The following is a 20371-nucleotide window of genomic DNA, read 5'->3' as shown; positions in this document are numbered from 1 at the left end:
TAAACAAATATATATTCGATCGACTAAAGTAACAAATTTTTAAGTCATATGAATTGACCATCATAAAAACTCCTCAACAAGGCAAGGAGTTTTTTCTTCATTTATTTCGTTCCAGAAAATCCTTAACACCTTCGAAATGATTCTTCATTTTTCCATCGATTTTTTCAAAGATATAATGACCGTCTTTTGCAAACGAACTATTTGGTGTTGGGTGTGGATCAATCGAAGCAATATAGTGTCCCGAACTGAAATTCGTTGATGATACGTAGTGAATATGTTGCGTAATAAAATGATGCACCCAATCAATTGCATGATAGTAAGCTTTCCCAATTATCATGTGTTCTGGATACAGGAAAAGTTTACTCGTTGGAATCATTAATCCGACTACACCTACTCCTAATCCGACAAGTACCATTTTTTTTCCTATTTCTTTGGAACGTAGATTTTTCGTTTCCTCCTGAATGTGTTTGAAATCACCTTCGATCAATAATTTTTTTTCATATGGATAATACGTTGCAAATCGTTTCATCATCCTGCATCCTCTCTCCCATATGACACTATTATTCATCACGTGTCCGTCTATTAAACGATATGAGACAACTGGTAAAGTATTCTAACAAATAGATGTACAATCATTATAAAGAAACATGATCCTCAACTATCACCACATGATTCCGCTGATTCTACTAATTGAGACGCTCCTCACTCGTTTAAATTCAACTACGAGAAAGGATGTTCCGCTGTTGCTTCAAAACCCGAATTTCCACTAGCAAACTCATTACTTTATATGTTTTTAAATAAATAAATGAACAAATTCTAATACTAACCTCAAGAGGTGATATTAATGACTAAATGGAATGAACAAGCCGCAGCAAATAATAATTTGCCATCTAGCACAATTCGTACATCTGAGCTTATATTAGGTAAAAAAGCCGACCATGAATTTTCAGAAGATCTTTCTGATGGCGGAGAAAGAAATAAAAATATTGAGACGCTAAATAAAAATAGTAAGCAGTAATTGTTAGTATCCCTTAATTAACAAAAAAAGAGCTAATCGAATACTTGTCGATTAGCTCTTTACATTTTAGAAGTAATATTCAGTTGATAAATTGTCGCTTTAATTAGTTTTTAATATTGTTTGGATTATAAATTGAATAATGGTCTAAAATTAAATTTTTCTTTAAAGGAAAAACAAGTTTAAGCTTATTTGATCCAATTGAATAAGTTACTATTTTTTCTTTATTTGAGGTAGTAACTTCTGAACTAGGAGTTCCAAAATAATTTTTTATATTATTAATAGTTAAAGATTTTAATTGAGGATCAAAAGAGCGTAATTCAAATATTAAATGGCTTTTTTGATAGCCAACTACTACGTTTCTCTTTGAGTATGTGTTATATGTTCCTTTAGCAGCGGCCACATATACACTACTGTCTTCTTTACCCCATTTTCCCTTTATAGAGTCAATTGTTGAATTCATTACATTAAATTCTGCATTGATTATTTTCCCTTCATTTGCCTTTGTTGATATATTTTTTAAAAGTAAGTACTGTTGATTACTAGTTACATTGTTATAAGTAACAGCTTTCTTAATTTGTTGATTTAAATTTGTAACATTTACAGGTTGAACTTTATTATTGTTAAGTTTATATTTTTGTTTTAAAGAAAGTATCTTATAAACACTTTTATTTATTGTGTCTTCTGATATTTTGTGATTTTGAACGGCTGTGTATATGCTATTGTAAATGGTTTTAACATTTTCATTTCCATGTCCTATCAAAATAATATTACTTCCGGCATTAATAGAGGTAACTGCTGCATTACTTAAGTTATAGTGTTTAGCTATAGCTCCCATTGACATATCATCAGTTATGACAACTCCATTATAGCCATATTGTTTTCGCAACAGATCAGTTATCACCGCTTTTGACATAGAAGCTGGATACTTAGAATCTACTTTTTTTACTAATATATGAGCTACCATCATCATATCCGCATGATTTTTAATTGCATTATTAAATGGAACTAACTCAAATTTTTTTAAACTCGATAGGTCTTTATTCACTATAGGAAGTTCTAAATGAGAATCTACTGAAGTATCTCCATGCCCTGGAAAATGTTTAATAACAGGAATAGTGTTTCCTTTATGAATTCCATCCATCATTCCCACACCAATATTTGAAACGATACTTGCATTTGTACCAAATGAACGATCTCCAATTACCGTATTTTTAGGATTACTTTGTATATCGAATACTGGCGAAAAATCAGTATTGAATCCAAAGGATGATAGCTCTTTAGAAATCATATTACCTATATTATAAGCGTATTGCATATTATTTTTATTTCCAATTGCTCTGGCAGTAGGTGTATTTAAAACCGCTGATGGCATTCTATTTACTCTACCGCCTTCTTGATCAACAGAGATAAACAAAGGTACCTTGTTATTTTTATTGTATGTTTTTATGTCATTTGTTAAATTTACTAATTGACTTGGACTTTTTATATTTGTTCCAAAGAGTATTACGCCGCCTAATTTATAATTTTTTAAAAGAGTATCTGCATTACTTGATGTTGTTCCATCAAAACCTGCGATAATCATTTGCCCAATTTTTTCTTTAAGCGTTAGTTTATTTAGTTCAACAAGGATTGGGTCAGTTTTTGAAACACTTTCATTTTTCTGAGCCTTTGCTTCTATACAACCAGTTAATAATATGAAACTACTAATTGCAATCATTGATAATTTTTTAATATTGCTTTTCATATTTTCACCTCTAAATTCATTATGATTGTTCTATATGTCAATATTGGCCTTTCCCAAATCATAGCAAAAAAATGTTTCTAAATTATAAATTTTAAGTAACAAATAAACGATTTAATTAAAATATAATCTTTGCTCTTGATATGTTGTAAAAAAGTTACACCACTTCAACACCATTAACTGTAGCTATATGAAAATGTCTATTCTAAGCCTAGAAAATCCCACTAACTCTCTACAAAAAAAACTCTATTTTTTCTATATGCTATAAACAAGTACAATTATTCCGTACTTATGAATATCTACAAATCATTTACTCTTACAATAGTATAATTTCTTTATTTTTGACTCAATAACAAATTGATAACAAAACTGTAACAGATTAATTTAATGTTTATTTAGTAATGAATAAAGTTACTAATCTAGTTCCTGCTTTTTCCCTTATTAGAAGACACAATAAATAATCAATTATCTTTACAAATTAGTTGCATATGATATACTCGTTTTTGGTTTAACTAGATTAGTTTTCAAAGGAGTAACTTCATGAGTATTCAAAACGTGTATCTTTCTATAAAACAAGGAGAAATAGCCACAAATCAGAATAGAATTCCTATTTCCTTTAATGAAACATTGCTAGGGCGTACGTGGGGGGATGATTTCCCAGATATTCCTTTTACAAGTCAATATATTTCAAGAAAACATGCTTTAATTAGCTTCGATAAAGAAGGAAATTACACCATCGTTGATCTCATGAGTAAACATGGAACACAAGTAAATCATATTTTAATAGAAAAAAATAAACCATTTTTCCTTCGTGATGGCGATTGTATAAGTCTTGCCAGTGGCGCCGCTGTACTTATTTTTCATAATCTATCAGAGCAGAATCTTGGAGACACACTTGATATGCCATTGGTTTTAGATAAATACATAAACGATCTCAATGGTCTAACTGTGAATGTAGTTAAGAGAGAAATTTTAATTGATGGTGTAAGAATCCATCTAACTAGTAAAGATACAGAATTATTTTTGTTGTTATATCAAAGAGCCAATAGCGCAGTTAGCTATAGCGAAATTAAAATAAAGGTTTGGCCGGAACGAATTACTAAAGATATTGAGCAGCCTGATGTCGGACGGGAAGAAATTAATACCCTATTATATAGATTACGTAAGAAATTAGGTAAATACGGTCATAAGATTGTTTCTGTTCCTCGATATGGATATATGTTTGATCTAGATGATATGTAAATGAAAAAGAGTGTAGAATTTTTTAAAAATTCTACACTCTTTTTTACAAATAATTATATTTCCTTTTTAGTTATAATCATTAACTAAAAACATCTATTTATTTTTTTTTAATTATATAGCTTATAATAAATTGGCTCTTACTTTTTTCTCTAAAATAGTTAATTCAATATAAATTGCAACAAAAGAACCCAATGAAACCACAAAAAGAATTATTGCGCATACATATACAGGTAGAATAAATAGAATGCACCCTAATATAGTTCCAACAACTAATAATAAATAAAACATTACAATTCACCCTTTTTCACATTAATCAAATTAAATCAAAGTCGTCTATAAAAAATTTATGTACTCATGTAAAGGTATAACTTAATGCTTTCTTACTCAATATCACATTGGTAACAAAACACTAACATTTAAAACCGAATCATTAATTCTTTCTATATTGCAAATTGATCTCTAAAATCTAAAAAACATATTTAAAAGTAAATAAAATAGCAGAGCAATTCACATATGAATTAGCTCTGCTATTTTATTTGATCAGCTTTTTTAAAGGCTTGAAAAATGAGAACAATCAGAAACAAAATTGGTATGTAAAAATAAAGAAAACTAGAAGTGACATATGTCATGAAAGTCCCTATTTTCTCCACATCCAATTTACTTTTGACACTGATCACCATGAGATGAACAATAATGATTGAGAACCATAACGACTTTTTAGTTTTAAATTTAAACGATTCTTTTAAAATTCGGTACGATCCCCACAATGCCATACAGCAAGGAGGAAGTATTACTAAGAGCCATAAAAATATATATACATATTCAAATCTTTCTATAAAAGGATATCGAATAATTTTTGACATCATAAGGGTTGGCCAAGTTATATGTCTAAGTTGTCCATGACTAAAATAACCAAATGAAACGAATGTAATAAATAAGTATAAAATGATTGTATACGCTTGTGAAATATGTGCCCATTTTTGAGATTTTTGATTGTTTTTAATAAATGGATAGTAAATAAGCAAAAATTCAGGTCCAGAGTACATCAGAATACAATTCTTTGCTGAAACATAATAGTCACCTATACTATGATTAAAAAAAGGTAATAAATTCGTCCAATAAGCATATTTCAATGGAAAGTAAAATGTTAACAATAACATAGAAGGAATGATTACTCCCCAAAAACAGATTCCTGTAATGACTCTAAATCCCCCGATGACCAAATATGTGATAACAAAAAGCATAATAAATGATAAGAGCCAAATTGGAAAATATGGAAAAACCCAAGTAATAATAACTGCTATATAAGATCTAATGATCGTTGTAATAACTAAAAGTATGTAAAGGTAAAATAAAATATTTAATATATTCCCTATCCATTTCCCAAATAATTGTTGGTGTAAAGACATAATATCTCCATTTTTTGATTTCTTTAACAAGTAATACATTAACCAAATAATGATATGGAAAGAGATACCAACTATTAAAACCGAAACCCAAGCATCTTGTCCGGCTCCTTTTACGATATTACTTTGAAAATTCAGCAAGCCAACACCTGTTTGAGTACTATGGATAAGAAATAATAAAAAAAAGGGAGATACTGTCAGACTTTCTTTTAATTGTTTACTCATAGACGATCTCCTCCACTTTTTACTCGCCAATCCCAGATTGAAATAATACTACTTTTACATTCACATCATATTCAATCGTTGGATACACCTTTTCATAAAATTCCTTTTGGTTCCATTTTTTTGAATGTGCTCTTACTAAATCACCAATACCTATAGGATCGACTTGATTTTTTTGAAAGGTTATTAACAGTTTTTCAAAATCTTTTTTCATCTGGTTTTCCAATTGCTTGTTTAAAAATAGATTATTTTTTCTTTTCATTAAATCTAGCCAAACTGGATAATCTTTTACCATCCCATTAAGAGTAATATCAAATTTCACTTTTGTTTTTGTCTTATTAATTGTAATTAATCTTTTTTCATCCCCATTTAAAATCGTTAATACTGCAGAATCATTTTTCTTCCCCTTCTGAATATTAAATTCTGTTTGCCCTCTAATTACTCTTCCTCTTAATATTTTATACTGTAAGCTTTCTTTTGGATTTAAGATAAGAGCAAGTTTGTCCTTCTTAAATACAGCTAGCCCGCTTACTTCAATATTCTTGTTTTGATTTATCTTAATATATGGTATTGAAGCATCTCTACCTTCTCCATAGTAATCAAATAAAAAACTATGAAAAGTTGGAAGCGGTACAAATTGGTTCTTAAAATTTTGTTCAATTAATTTATAGATATAGTTGCTGTCTTTCTCTTTGTTTTTTATTAACAAATCTCCTGCTGGTTCTTCTGAAACAGCCAATAGTGCATTGCTTCCAATCAATGGATCCCTACAAACCGCCTTAACAAAATACGATACTCCATTTTCAGCTAGTTCTTTTCCAAAAATTAGAAGGTTTAACTTTCCAATTTCTATTGGTTTTGGGGATTGTTCATTTAAAGCTTGTTTAATTAATAAGGATTTCTTACCACTCCCCTGTAGGATAGAGCTCCCTTTGTTTGATACATCGGTAAAATCAGAATAAAGTGCGGTTCCAACAAAATGATTATCAACCTTATCAAAACCGTATACTGATAGAATTTGCACTTCATCAATAATTTTTTGTCGAGGTAAAGAGCAACCTGATAGGAACAAGGATAATAGAAAAAAAGCACAAAAAGAGCATATATTTTTTCGATTTATACTATTCATCTTCATTATTACGATCATCCTTAACTTGATTAGGATTATATCTTTTAAGTGAAAGAGGTCTTAAAAATCTACTGCGAGTCGTTGTAAACTGATAGGATGACCGAATAAAACTATCGCCAAAGCTTTTTATTCTAAAAGGATACAAAGGAACCATATATGGATTTCCCAAGGATTTAAGCTTTAATAAATGTCCTAACAGAAGAACAAATCCTATTATTATTCCAAAACCGCCCATAAATGCTGAAAGTAAAATAAGTGGAAACCGCAAAAGTCGAATGGCATTTGACATTTTAAATATAGGTGTTGTGAAAGAAGCAAGTGCAGACAGTGATACAATGATAAGTAAAATATTACTTGTTAGTGCTGCTTGGACAGACGCCTGTCCGATTACAATACCACCTACAATACCCAGTGTTTGGCCAATTTTTGTCGGTAAGCGAGCTCCTGCCTCTCTCAACAATTCAATCGTAGTTTCCAAAAAAATGGCTTCCCATATCGGGGGAAATGGAACATGAGCTCTTGAACTAATAAGGGGTTGCAATAAATCATCAGGTAAAACTTCATAATGGAATGTTAAGATTGCTACATATATTGGTGTAGCAAACAATGAGAAAATAACACTCATTATACGAATGATTCGAAAAAATGATCCTAGTACCCAATTTAGATAATAATCTTCAGGTGAAATGAAAAAATCTAATATGGTGGTTGGTCCTGTAATTATGTAAGGCGATCCATTCGATAGGATAGCAACTTGCCCATTAATCATTGCATATACAACCCGATCAGTCCGTTCAGTAGATAAAAAAATAGGAAAAGGCGAATTTGAGTTATCTGAAATAATCTGGTCAATAAGGGAATTATCAAAAATAACGTCAAAGTCGATGTTTTCCAAACGTTGACGAACTGTTTGTACATATTCTGGATTCGTAATTCCATCTAAATATGCAATAACTACTTCTGTTTTAGACATTGAACCTATTTTGATTTCCTCAAAAACTAACTCGGGTACAGCTAAGTGTTTTCGGAGTAGATGAAGATTAGTACTTAGGTTTTCAACAAATCCAACTTTTGGACCAATTACACTAAATTCATTTTCTGTATCATTATTCTCCCGATAACCAAGATTTGTATTTTCTACGCTTATCGTCAAAAAGCGTTTGAAATACTTGAATTCAAGAATAACATATCCTTTTATTAATCTTTTTTCGATATCTAGCGGGTCATTTGTAAATTGGACATCCTCAAAAGGAATCGACTTCTTCACATCATTAATTGTACTAATTTTCTTAATATGCTCTTGTAATGCCGGAAGTAAAAGGTTATTTATTTTATCCGCATCTACCATACTTTTAAAGTAACTAATGGTTAGATCCTGCTCTTCAGAAAATGAAAATTGGTAGAAATCACTCGATTTAGCAGCTTGTTGAAAGATGGACGTTATTGACTTCGTTTCTTTCTCGGACTTTTGTTCATTAGATTTTAAACGCATTTAGACCACCCAATAGATTGAATTATTTTGATTTTACTTAGATTTCTCTATATAAGTGAGGCATTGCCAAATATATTTAAAATATATTCTGCCTAGAATTTCCATCTGTTCTCTTACTTTATTTTTGCGTTCTTACCAATTTATATACAATAAAAGTATTCAATTTATATTTTAATAAAATCTCTAAGACATCCTTCCTATGCTTTAAACCATAAATTCCATAGATTTTTGAATAAATACAATTATTTATATAAATTCCCTCTAGTAAATCAGATTGAATTGCAAAGAATTGTTTTTCATTTAATGATTACTTTTTTAATCAAAACTTATTCTGTTTTGTTCCCTGCTACTCATCATTCTTCAAGAAATCTATACACTGAGTTTACTAGGTTTTAATATTCAGATGATATGATGGGTTTAACTTCTAATGAGGGGGCAGAATAAATGAATATACGTGCAGTATTTATTGATATGGATGGTACACTCCTTACAGTCTCAAACTACATTTCACGTCGAAATATGGAAGCTGTTAATAAGCTCATTGATCAAGGGGTTATGGTTTTTCTAGCAACTGGTCGACATTATGAAGTAACCGCTCCCTACCATAAAGAAATTGGATTACAAACTCCGATGATCTGTTTGAACGGTGCCGCCATTCATGATGGAGAAACAGGAAGAATGATGCAAATGGAAACAGTCAGAGTGAACGAAGGATTACTTCATCATCTAACTGCTGAAAGCTCTTGGAATGTTATTATCCATACAGCTAATGGACTTTACTGTAAGGAAACTAATGAAGAAATTGATTATTGGACAAAGGTTGGGCAAATTTCACCACGATACATTGGTGACTTAAGACAGACTAATTATAGTGATGTTCTTAAATATAGTGTTCGAACTGGTACACAAAATACTGAATTATCTGCTTTGTTTAAAAAGGAAGCTGAAGTCATAGATTGGAATGACGGTTTTGAAATGGTTGCTCCAAATGTTTCAAAATGGTCTGCTATCAAAAAAATACTTCATGCATATCGAATTAATCCAAATGAAGTTGTAGCTATAGGAGACGGACCAAATGATATTGAAATGCTTCGTCAAGTTGGTACAGGTGTCGCTATGGGGAACGCTAGCGAAGAAGTTAAAGCAGCATCTGACTTTGTAACAGGACATCATGAAAATGATGGATTAGCTGAATTTATCGAACGTTATCTTCTTAAATCAAAAGAAACATTTGCGATTTAGTGTTTTTTGAAAATGTAATTCTAACAAGTTCAGTGAATAGCAGTAAAGCTTGATCAGCAATCAGAACAAAGGCTCAGAAAAAAATCTGGGCCTTTTTTGCATTTATGTAGAATTTTATTAAATTGGTAATGTATCTATAATCTTGATACCAAAAATGTTTTTCATTTCTTCCAATAAAACCAGCTACTTAGTAATTCGTCAGCTTTAATTAAATCTCATATTTATGAAATTCTTTTTCCATAAAAAATATTCGGATGATTCACGTAATTACCTTGACTTTTCTTTTAGTACCTGTGTATCTTCTATGAATAAAATTAGCAATTAATCGAGCTATTAGATTAAATAATAGGACCATAACGATCAAAACTGCAGCCGACTTTGCTGCAATTTCTTTAGCGTCTGGGACAATACCTTCAGAATTCAGTTTCCAAATATGAACTGCTAATGTTTCTGCAGGCCGAAAAATATTAAATGGATTCATTTGACTATTAATTGGAGCTACCGAATTTAAAACTGGAGTTGTTAATCCTGCCGTATAGATTAGCGCTGCTGCTTCTCCAAATATTCTTCCTGCTGATAGGATAATACCAGTTATGAGTTGTGGAATTGCTGTAGGAATACTAATTTTAACAATTGTTTGCCATTTTGTAGCGCCTAAACCAAAGCTACCTTCTTTAATATTTTTCGGAACATCTAGTAGTGCTGTTTCTGATACACGGGTAAGACTTGGTAGATTTAATATTGTAATTGCGAGTGAACCTCCAATTAAAGAATAGCCCCAACCAGTCATTGTAACAAATACAAGTAAACCGAATAATCCAACTACAATAGATGGTAAAGAAGCTAAAGTTTCTATACTAAGTCTTACAAAACTTAGAAATTTCCCTGGCTTTGCATATTCTGCCAAATAAATTCCTGATCCTAATCCTAGAGGTATAGAAATAACCAATGTTAATACTAAAATATAAAATGAATTAAATAATTGAGGGCCAATGCCACCCCCGGTTTGGGTATTACTTGGTCTTCCAAATAAAAAATTTGGATCCCAAAATCCCCATCCTTTTGAAATTATTTCCCACAGTAGATAAATAAGTAGTAAAACAATTATTAATGAAACGATATAGAGAATGACCGTCCATAATTTATCAACACTTCGAGCATTCATTATACTTCTTCCCCCTATCTTTTACTTATTAATCGAATAAATAAAATAAAGAAAAATGAAATGAGTAGTAAAATCATTGCCAATGACCATAATGCATTGTTCCATGAGGTTCCATTCATTGTATTAGCCATATCCATTGTTAAAATACCAGTTAATGTGACAGTGGGATCAAAAATGCTTTTAGGAAATTGAAGTGTATTACCAATAACCATCTGAACTGCTAAAGCTTCGCCAAAAGCTCTAGCTAAACCTAGTACTACACCAGTTAATACATTAGTGGTCGCAGCAGGAACAATAGCCTTACTAATTGCTTGCCATCGTGTAGAACCTAATCCATAAGAAGCCTCTAAATAATCTTTCGGAACTGCTCTAATAGCATCTGATGCTATACTTGCAATTGTTGGAAGAATCATGATACTTAATACAATTATTCCTGCGATTAAACTAAAACCAACTCCACCAATATGATTACGAATCATCGGGACTAGAATTGTTAATCCCAGAAATCCGTAGACAACAGAAGGGATACCTACTAGTATTTCTAAAACAGGTTTTAATATTTTATCTCCAAAAATCGGTGAAATATAATTCATAAAAATAGCTAATGCGATTGCAATGGGTGCTGCAATAATGACTGCCCCAATTGATACTACGATTGAACCAGTAATAAATTTTAATGCTCCAAACCTAGGATTTTGTGCGTCATTTGGACTCCAATCAGGAGAAAATAGCATTTCAAATAATGAAATATTACTTTGAGTAAAGGATTGTAATCCTTTACCTACAATAAAAATAATAATCAAAATCGTGGTAATTACCATTAAAATACCGCAAAAGGTTACTACTGTTCTTCCTAAGTATTCATTTGCAAAGTAATTTTTTTTTCTTATTTTCATAAATAACTCCTAATAATAATTTAAGTGCTAATAAAGGGTGCCTAATCAAACTTAATTTGAAATAGAACACCCTTTAGTGTTAGATCATTATTTTAAATTACCCATTTTAGACATAGGTATATAACCCATTTCTTCAACTTTCGCTGCAAAATCATCGCCTTGAACAAAATCTATATAACTTTTTACAGGGTCCTTTAAATCACCTTTAGTAATCATGTACTCATATGAGTAAAATGGATATTTTCCACTTGTTATATTATCAATTGAAGAATCATTTCCATCTATTTGAACAATTGATAAAGCATTCTTTTTATCCCCAACCAGATATGAATTTGCTAAATAAGAAATCGTCCCTGGAGTACTATTTATTGCTTGCTCAACAGCTCCATTTGAATCTTGAACTGTACCCACTGAATCGTTTATTTTCACACCACTCATAACTGTTTTTTCGAATGCTGCTCTTGTCCCAGAAGCAGCTGGACGATTTATCACATTTATTTTCCCGTCCTTACCTCCAACATCTTTCCAATTAGTAATTGTACCAGAGAAGATATCTTGAATTTGTTTTAACGTTAATGAAGTAACAGTAACTTCCTTATTAACAATTATCGAATAACCGATACCTGCAACTTTTGTTTCAACTAAATCCTTTGCAAGAGCAGGGTCGCTAAGTTTTTCAGTAGCTGGCACATCAGAATTTCCAATTTGAACCGCTCCTGATGTTACTTGGTTCACTCCAGTTCCACTACCACCACCTTGAATAGTGATCGATACACTTGGATTATTACTCATGAATTCTGTAGCAGCTTCCTCAGCTAAAGGCTGCAATGCAGTGGAACCAGCCGCTGTAATCGTGCCACTTAATTTTCCACCACCAGTTTGATTCTTTTTATTCGTATTTTTTTGAGTATTACATCCTACCAACATGATTGCTACTAACATAAATGCAAATATCACTTTAATACTACGATTCATAAGTTACCTCCAAAATAAAATTAGTTAATCTTCAAACTATTGCGCTTTAAATTTACCTAAATAGTTTGTGTTTTAAAAAATTTACTATGCAGTCTAGATTCATTTTAGATTAACTTTACCTATTCAATGTTAATTTTATAGTCTTTTTTTATTGGTTTAAGAAATAATGTTTACCTTTTACAAGATAATAAATATTCTCAGCAATATTTGTTGCATAATCTGCAATTCTTTCAAGATATCTGCAAATAAATGCCATCTGCATTAAATTTGTAACATAATCAGGTGAATTGGCAATGCTATTCATTAAAAATTGAACAGTTTCTCCATATAAATCATCTACTTGATCATCTATTTCGCCAATTTCTTTAGCTGCATATAAATCCTCTGTACGATATGCATCCACTGCTCTAGATAACATATCAATTCCTAATTCATGCATTTTTTCAATATTTTCTAATGGTAAATTTTCCTGTCGATCACGTATCCTAATCGTCGACTTCGCAATATTTACAGCGTAATCGGCAACTCGTTCAAGGTCATGTGAAATTTTTATAGCTGTTAAATTCCTTCTTAAGTCTACGGCTACAGGTTGCTGTCTAGTAATTATTACAACGATTAATTCATTTATCTCTTCTTCTAGTTTATTAATACGATGATCTTCATCAATTACTTCTAATGCTTTTTCAATATTTTCGGTTCGAAATGCATCCATACTTTTAATTACAGCCTTTTTCGTTTTCTCAGCTAATTCGATGATTAATTCTTGTAAGGTTCTTAAATCTTCTTCAAATTTATGTCTCATCAATGATCACCTCTTAATTCTTCCATTAACCGAAACGTCCAGTGATATAATCCTCAGTACGTTTATCTTTTGGTGTAGAAAATAATTTATTCGTATCAGAGTATTCAACTACTTCACCACTTAAGAAAAATGCAGTTCGGTCAGATACTCGAGCAGCCTGTTGCATATTATGAGTAACGATTATAATACTGAATTCTTTTTTCAGATTATGAATAAGCTCTTCTACTTTTAAGGTAGATATAGGATCTAATGCAGATGTGGGCTCATCCATTAAAATAACGTCTGGTTCAATTGCTAAACATCTTGCTATACATAATCGTTGTTGTTGACCTCCTGAAAGACCGAAAGCGCTTTCGTGTATACGATCCTTCACCTCTTCCCAAATCGCAGCGCCTTTTAAACTTTTCTCAACTATTTGATCTAGCTCTTTTTTATTTTTAATACCTTGAATTTTTGGTCCATAAGCTACATTTTCCCAAATCGATTTAGGAAAGACGTTTGGTTTTTGAAATACCATACCAACATGGGTTCGTAATTCTTCAACGGGATAATTTTTATCAAAAATATTTTGATCACGATATAAAATACTACCTTCAGTTCTAACGGTTGGTACTAATTCAACCATTCTATTTAAAGTTTTTAAATAGGTAGATTTACCACAACCACTAGGTCCGATGATTGCTGTCACTTCATTTTCATAAATACTTAAATTGATATCTTTTAACGCTTTATCTTGACCATACCAAAGAGATAAATTCTGTGTATCATAAACAATTAATTTTTTTAAATCAGACTGCGTTTCAATCTTATCTTTTATTCCATGTTTTTCTTTAATCATTGTATTAGTCATATATTTCGATACCCTTCCATTTTGAAGTTTAATCAAGATTCTTAATCCAACTCTTAAATTTCATATCGCCTCCAGTCACTAATGTCACTTATTTTTAGTACATTCATTTTAATATCTTCATCTACACCTCTAGCTCTTAAAACGTCAATTCTACAAACCTATAAATATTAGTTAGATTCCCCTTTTAACGAAGTATCATACTAGTCAGAATTATAAAGAAAAACTTACTATTCTAGTTGGTACAAGAAGCGCAAAAAGGCAGCGCCATATTCAAGCATGCTGCCAATTTCATTTTTACAACCATTATCTTACTTAGGTAAAAATAATAAGTTAGAATCCAATACAAGCAAATCCAAGTACTAATAACTTTTTATTTTTTAATATAAGCATTTAATACCTCCTGATGTAGACTAATGTTTAAAAATTCTTTACCCTAAAAAAACCTTTTTTCTCCTATTTTAGTCACTTTATATAGGTCAGAGGTAAAGGCTTCCTTTCAGTAATGTAGTAACTAGAATATAATTGAATAAATGCTTTTATATAAGGAAAAGGTTTGATCTGACTAAGATTATCTCAAACCTTTTCCTTTTTTTTATTTTTATCAAAAAGAAAACGATTATTAATTAAATCGGTATAATTCAGCTTTTTTTAGCTGAAATATTTGCAAATCTAGTAATTCTTTTTTTGAGGAAAAACAATAAATAAACTCTGTTATCTCCATTACTATCTAAAACTTTTAGACCATTTTTGAACGAAAAATTCTTCTCTAAAATATTTATCATCAATTTAATAACAATTTTATTGAATCCAAAATTCATTTAATAATATTTCTTCTGTTTGTGGCATTGTTATCCCTATATGCCAGCATCCCAATCCAGCTAATTTAAATTCTTTAACTAAATGAAATTTTGCAAGTAAACTTCGAGGGTCTTCAAACCATACCTCATGTTGTGTTCCTTTTTTATCTATATAACGAAACGCTGGTGCTGATGCCTCTCGATCATAGTAGACTTCGCTTTCATTTTTCTGATATATTTTTATCGCGTTTTGAGTAGAAATAGCGTTCCCTGTTCGGATTTCACCCGTTATTGGCCAATCATATGCATATTGAGGAATTCCAAGTAATAATTTTGATCTTGGAACAACATTTACAGCATATTGTAAAGATTTTCTCACATTTTGTATGGGGGCTATAGGACCAGATGGACTGCCCGACCAATGCCAGTTATACGCCATTATAAACATCTTATCTACATATTTTCCAATTGTTTTATAATCGTAAGCATTATAGTAACTTGGTATATTATCCGCATCTTTTGGGGGCATAGCTATTAGTAGTTCCATTTTAGAACGATGCAACTTTGTAGATAATTCTCTTATAAATTGATTAAGATCTATTCGGTCATCTGGTTTAACCATTTCTAAATCCAAATTAATTCCTTTAAGATCATTTCGATCTAATAATGTATAAATATTTGAAATTAGTTTTTTACGTAAGATTTTATTACTTATAAGATTATGTAGTAAATTTGGATCAAAACCTTTATCGCTAATATTAGTAAAGGTCGCATAAGGTGTTATACCTTTTTTCCAAGCTTGTTTAATCGCACCATTTTCTATTACTTTTATCAAATTTCCTTGTTTAGTTGAATGATATTCAAAAATAAAAATACTTGTTAACGTTTTTTTATAATGGTCCAGCATCCAATAATTCGTTTTTTTATTTTTAGGTATAAAATAAGTCCCTGCCCATATTTTCTTTTTTGAAATTGACGGAATATATAATTTTTGCCCAGGAATAATATTGTCATTTGTAAGCTTATTCTTGGATTTTAATAGCGTAACACTAATTGAATGTCTATAAGCAATATCCCATAACGATTCATTTCCTTTCACATAATACGTTGAGCCTGGGATGATCATAGCTTGGCCGATAACTAATTCATCATTTTTCTCAAGTCCATTTAAATGAGCAAATGTTTTTACATTTAGTTTGTACTGTGCAGAAATTTTATTTAAACTATCACCGGATTTAACTTCATATATTACTGTTGCAAAAGATGTAATGGATGGAAGTAAGAATAAAAATAAAAAAGTAAAAAATATAATTTAAAATCTTTTATACATGTATACCACCTTATGTCTTTAGAGTATCGGATAAATATAAATTTCCATTTTTATCATTTGCTTAATTTGAAAATTTTACTTAATGCATTGGATATATTTTAAAAGAATCTTATCTTGAGAATTCTGTCCATATTCGAAAGCATTAAAAGCTAATGTAGAAGTTTAAGTTTCTGTTGGCGAATAGCAAACTAGTTAGAAAGAAGTGTCCTGCAAATTATAAATACAAAAAAATACAAGCCTAGCTCATATAAAGCTGGCTTGTACCAAAAAATTATCGTTTTACAGTATTTTTTTCTAAATCTGTTGTTACTTTAAATTCATCTTTCGTTGTAAAATCTGCTGAAATATAATAAGTACCGTCTGGGACATTTGATCCAGGAGTGCATTTCAAACGTAAAAATTGAGAAACTTAATCTAGTAATATTTCATAAAACGCTAAGATAACTTACTTTTACTGATACTTTGTTGTGACTCCATTTGTCATGAATCATTAATTTAGTAGAATTAAAAAAAGAGCCGTATCAATTCCACTTTTTTTTCATCATTTAGGCTTCTATTTATTTTTGCTTACTATTATTAGTCTAGGAGAAATCAGGCGGCCTTTTCTCAGGATTGAATCATGCTTTTTTCAAAGGTATGCTAATCTTCTATATTGAAACTTTTCAAATAAAATAAGGGAAAAGTCTCCCCTTGATTTACACCATTACGTATTCTTACTATTATAATGCCTGATCCTTTACCTAACAATTAGCCCTTCCCCAAAACTTTGTGTAAGTCAATTCATCAGTACCAATTGGTTGAATGTACTGATTAATGAACAAACCTTATACATTACAGTGGAAAAGTATTGATTACTTCAGATTTCAGAAAAAAAACGATTCGGTTGAAATCCCCTGATATTTTTTTGTTTGCAATGAGAAAACTAACAAATTTCATTTTTTACTAAAATCATACATTATGAAAGGATTGATTCCTTTGTTTGACTTTTTGAATTGAAGGTTTTGATTTCAATAAATTAAATAAATTGCCGACCATCAAGCCTGTAAATAAATAGGTTAATCCACCAAATAAACTATAAATTGTCACTCCTATTAGTGCACAAATAAAACCGAAAATAACTTGTTGTTTGTCTTTGGCTGGTGATGTAGGAGGATCAGTGAGCATAAAAAATGCAAAGAAAAGAGAAGCATTTATAAATGGACTACGAAAAGCATCTGATGCATCTCCAATATTAAAAAATTCAGTCAGTAATAAAAGAATAAAATAGGTTCCTAAAAATGAAAATACCATTGGAAATTTATTTACACGACTTACAACTACATACCCAGCGATTAATAAAAATATATTTGTCCAACCTTGAAGATCTCCAAATGCTCCCCACCAACTTTGTTCAGTATGAAAAAGAATGATAGATATTAATAGACCAAAAACTGCTGGATTAAATAATTGTTTCTTTTTAAAAACAATTAAATATTTTGATAAAATTGAAATGATTGTAGTGAAAACAATCACATACCAAGATGTGGATGTACTTAAAATCATCGCGACAATAATTCCAGTTATAACTGCTCCGTATGGCTTAATATTTTTCCTTTTTAAAATTAACATACATAATATATCTGTGATTGTTGCCACAAAAACGGCAATCAAACAGTTAATTGTTCCATTACTAGTTTGATAATCAATTGTAGCAATTAAAAGTAAACTTATTAAGGACAGAATCACATATCCTTTTGGTGATTTCATCCATTTTTTAATAGTCAATATTATCAACTCCTTTATGATAAATTTGTAAATCGGATGAAATTAAAATGCTCTCTAATCCAACTTCTTCTAATAGAGCTAGTCCCTTTTTTCTACCCATTAAAAAACATGTAGTTGAAAATGCGTCCGCCATCATTGCATACGGTGCGATGATGCTACAACTTATCAACTCAGTTGGTGATTTTTTATTTTTTGGATTAATAATATGATGAATTCCTGGGTTTAAATCACTTTTACGTTCATAACTTCCAGAAGTACAAATAGCCATATTAGATATTTCTATTGTGTGAATGATTTCTTCTTTATTTTGTGGGTGTTGAATTCCTATTTTCCATTTATCCCCTAAATTATCTAATCCACCTGCATAAAGATCCCCACCTGCATTAACAATGAATCCTTCAAATTGTCTCAATTCATTTACAGCAAGATCAATGGCAAAACCTTTGGCAACTGCACCTAAATCAATCACTAATGGCTTTTTTAATAACAATGTTTTATCTTCTTCATTTAAGAAAATATCAGAGTAAGTAACTATTTCAGATGTATTATTTTGTAGGAACTCTTCTGTTAAATAATGTTGATTGAAACCAGCATTTTCCATTATTTGGCCAACCGTTGGATCAAATATTCCATTTGTCCATTTAGCCACCTCTAACGCGAATTTTAATGGTTCAAATAATAATGGACTAACAGTTACTGGTGTATTAGTTTGTTTACACGCCTTCATTAATTCACTTTCCAAACTAAATCGGCTACATGTTTTTTCAACTTCTCGGAAAAAACCAAATGCACGATTAATTGAAGCTTCCGTTTCATCATACGATTTTGACGTGACTACCTTAATATCGACAACTGTATCCATGAATAATTTCGTTTTTCTTATGATTTTCTTCATTATATGTTCCTTGCCTTTAATAGAGCATCTTGAATAGCATCTTTAAAGGCCTGTGTACTATATGTCGCTCCTGATACGTTCCGAACTTGTGAACTTTGAACATTTACTACTTCATTTGGTAAATTCACTATGTCATCCTCAGAATAATGCATACCATAATTACTTATCTCTACATCTTTAATTTTATCTTCATTTATCTTTAAGGCAATTTGAATCGATCCGCGACGATTAGACCCCATCCCATAAAAAGTTCCATTTTTATAAAAACTTTTTTTTACAATATTATTTTTATTTAAAGTAACATTGACCTGTTCAGTTTTTGGCGATACTGCATTCGAATCTTGAATATCAGTTGTAAAATAGCCAGTAGCATAAACCGCTCCAATGGCAGTTGAACAGATAGTGACCCATTTTTTACTCATTTTGCCCATTTGAATACCTCCAGTTCTTATTACTATCATGTATTATAATGAGTAAATCTTAAAATTCTTTTATTCGTTTAGCATATTTAATCAAAAATTTTAGAGTTTTTTTGAACCCATTTCTTTTTAGATGGTTCCGTCTTTTTTAGCTGAATTAACGTTCTAAGATAAATTTAGATTACTCTTTTCTTATATTCAAAGTTCCTTTTTTATAAATTGGTACCAATTTAAATTTTGTTTCTATTAAAAACTACACCTTAAAGGTGAAAACTTAATGAAAATTATCTACTTTTTTTATTAATTTGCAGAAAATTTGTATACAAGTTGGGAAGATTTTAATAAATGCTATTTATTTAAATAAGTAGCAAATTGTCTTTATTAAATTTAACTTCTAAATTGAACAAACTAATTTGCTATGCAACTCAATTTATTTAGCAATTTAATCCTCTTTAATTACGAGATTACATAAATACTTTATTGTTAATAATAACTAAAATAAATTAAGGTTAATGGTAAAAGGAGAAATTGCCCATGCCTGAACATTTTGAAATTATTACAAGAACAATGCTAGCGTTCTTGATATTGTTCATCGGTGCTAAACTATTAGGAAAACAAATCATTGCTGAGATGAATACCTTTGATTTTATTGGAGCTATTTCAATAGGAAGCATTATTGCTAATTTAGCTTTCAATTTAAATATAAAAATCCACCATGCAGTATTAGCTTTTTTAATTTTGGTTATAGTCATTTTACTTGTTAGTTATATTTCCTTAAAAAGTAGAATAGGGAGAAATTTACTTGCAGGGAATCCAACTGTCATAGTTGAAGATGGAAAAATATTAGAGGCCAATATGAGAAAAATGCGCTATTCTCTGGACTATTTAAATTGGAATGTCAACACTTAACTAGACAACTTTCTTAAGGTGTACAAGTTTGAATTCAATTGGACTTAAATAACCAAGCGTCGCGTGAATGCGAATAT

The 20371-nt window shown here is 30.5% G+C and carries 17 protein-coding genes and 1 pseudogene; 4 read left to right on the top strand and 14 right to left on the bottom strand.

The features are described from left to right. Positions 1-97: 97 nt before the first annotated feature. Entirely contained in the window at positions 98-532 is a 435-nt protein-coding gene (locus ACFWM3_RS15645; RefSeq protein ID WP_056465650.1) for a hypothetical protein, read from the bottom strand. Positions 533-844: 312 nt separating this feature from the next. Here ACFWM3_RS15645 and ACFWM3_RS15640 point away from each other — a divergent pair, with 312 nt between their 5' ends. Next, positions 845-1018 carry a hypothetical protein gene (locus tag ACFWM3_RS15640; protein ID WP_390312002.1) on the top strand — a complete coding sequence of 58 codons (174 nt, stop codon included), beginning with the start codon at positions 845-847 and terminating at the stop codon, positions 1016-1018. Between the two features lie 103 nt (positions 1019-1121). Here ACFWM3_RS15640 and nagZ read toward each other — a convergent pair whose 3' ends face one another. After that, positions 1122-2762 carry a beta-N-acetylhexosaminidase gene (gene nagZ / locus ACFWM3_RS15635; protein ID WP_390312000.1) on the bottom strand — a complete coding sequence of 547 codons (1641 nt, stop codon included), beginning with the start codon at positions 2760-2762 and terminating at the stop codon, positions 1122-1124. A 537-nt stretch (positions 2763-3299) separates the two neighbouring features. Between nagZ and ACFWM3_RS15630 the strand changes: the two genes are divergently transcribed. Further along, positions 3300-4001: an FHA domain-containing protein gene (locus ACFWM3_RS15630; protein ID WP_390311999.1), complete on the top strand. Its 702-nt coding sequence runs from the start codon at positions 3300-3302 to the stop codon at positions 3999-4001. Between the two features lie 527 nt (positions 4002-4528). Here ACFWM3_RS15630 and ACFWM3_RS15625 read toward each other — a convergent pair. The 3 genes from ACFWM3_RS15625 to ACFWM3_RS15615 are packed head-to-tail and all read right to left on the bottom strand — an operon-like array spanning position 4529 to position 8250. Then, positions 4529-5632 carry a GerAB/ArcD/ProY family transporter gene (locus tag ACFWM3_RS15625; RefSeq protein ID WP_390311998.1) on the bottom strand — a complete coding sequence of 368 codons (1104 nt, stop codon included), beginning with the start codon at positions 5630-5632 and terminating at the stop codon, positions 4529-4531. Between the two features lie 19 nt (positions 5633-5651). Then, entirely contained in the window at positions 5652-6764 is a 1113-nt protein-coding gene (locus ACFWM3_RS15620; RefSeq protein WP_390311997.1) for a Ger(x)C family spore germination protein, read from the bottom strand. Further along, positions 6751-8250 carry a spore germination protein gene (locus ACFWM3_RS15615; protein WP_390311996.1) on the bottom strand — a complete coding sequence of 500 codons (1500 nt, stop codon included), beginning with the start codon at positions 8248-8250 and terminating at the stop codon, positions 6751-6753. Before ACFWM3_RS15615 ends, ACFWM3_RS15620 begins: the two co-directional genes overlap by 14 nt. A 444-nt stretch (positions 8251-8694) precedes the next feature. Between ACFWM3_RS15615 and ACFWM3_RS15610 the strand changes: the two genes are divergently transcribed. After that, complete coding sequence (locus tag ACFWM3_RS15610; protein WP_390311995.1) at positions 8695-9492, top strand: HAD family hydrolase; 798 nt, start codon at positions 8695-8697, stop codon at positions 9490-9492. 259 nt (positions 9493-9751) lie between these two features. Here the strand turns inward: ACFWM3_RS15610 and pstA are convergent, their stop codons facing one another. From pstA to ACFWM3_RS15565, 9 genes are all read right to left on the bottom strand, one after another. Next, positions 9752-10657 (bottom strand): phosphate ABC transporter permease PstA, encoded by a 906-nt coding sequence (gene pstA, locus ACFWM3_RS15605; protein WP_390311994.1) that lies wholly within the window; start codon positions 10655-10657, stop codon positions 9752-9754. A gap of 14 nt (positions 10658-10671) precedes the next feature. Continuing rightward, positions 10672-11553, bottom strand: coding sequence for a phosphate ABC transporter permease subunit PstC (gene pstC / locus ACFWM3_RS15600; protein WP_390311993.1), 882 nt, complete (start codon positions 11551-11553; stop codon positions 10672-10674). A gap of 87 nt (positions 11554-11640) precedes the next feature. After that, positions 11641-12528, bottom strand: coding sequence for a phosphate ABC transporter substrate-binding protein PstS family protein (locus ACFWM3_RS15595; RefSeq protein WP_390311992.1), 888 nt, complete (start codon positions 12526-12528; stop codon positions 11641-11643). A gap of 148 nt (positions 12529-12676) precedes the next feature. Then, on the bottom strand, positions 12677-13333 hold the full coding sequence (phoU, locus tag ACFWM3_RS15590) for a phosphate signaling complex protein PhoU (RefSeq protein ID WP_390311991.1): 657 nt from the start codon (positions 13331-13333) through the stop codon (positions 12677-12679). Between the two features lie 22 nt (positions 13334-13355). Then, positions 13356-14180, bottom strand: a complete 825-nt coding sequence (pstB, locus tag ACFWM3_RS15585) for a phosphate ABC transporter ATP-binding protein PstB (protein ID WP_390311990.1) — start codon at positions 14178-14180, stop codon at positions 13356-13358. A gap of 798 nt (positions 14181-14978) precedes the next feature. Next, positions 14979-16103, bottom strand: a complete 1125-nt coding sequence (locus tag ACFWM3_RS15580; protein ID WP_483867266.1) for a glycosyl hydrolase family 18 protein — start codon at positions 16101-16103, stop codon at positions 14979-14981. A 1152-nt stretch (positions 16104-17255) separates the two neighbouring features. Beyond that, on the bottom strand, positions 17256-18071 hold the full coding sequence (locus ACFWM3_RS15575; RefSeq protein WP_390311989.1) for an RnfABCDGE type electron transport complex subunit D: 816 nt from the start codon (positions 18069-18071) through the stop codon (positions 17256-17258). Continuing rightward, a complete protein-coding gene (locus ACFWM3_RS15570; RefSeq protein ID WP_286131538.1) occupies positions 18061-18966 on the bottom strand; it encodes an FAD:protein FMN transferase in 906 nt (301 codons plus the stop codon). The genes ACFWM3_RS15575 and ACFWM3_RS15570 overlap by 11 nt, the downstream gene beginning before the upstream one ends. Further along, on the bottom strand, positions 18966-19397 hold the full coding sequence (locus tag ACFWM3_RS15565) for an FMN-binding protein (RefSeq protein ID WP_056465665.1): 432 nt from the start codon (positions 19395-19397) through the stop codon (positions 18966-18968). The genes ACFWM3_RS15570 and ACFWM3_RS15565 overlap by 1 nt, the downstream gene beginning before the upstream one ends. A gap of 522 nt (positions 19398-19919) precedes the next feature. Here ACFWM3_RS15565 and ACFWM3_RS15560 point away from each other — a divergent pair. After that, positions 19920-20276: pseudogene (locus ACFWM3_RS15560) on the top strand (DUF421 domain-containing protein); the annotation flags it as partial. Between the last annotated feature and the right edge of the window lie 95 nt (positions 20277-20371).

The organism is Gottfriedia sp. NPDC058432 (genome assembly GCF_042721555.1).
GTDB lineage: Bacteria > Bacillota > Bacilli > Bacillales > Bacillaceae_G > Gottfriedia.
This window is presented reverse-complemented; position numbering and strand designations above follow the sequence as displayed.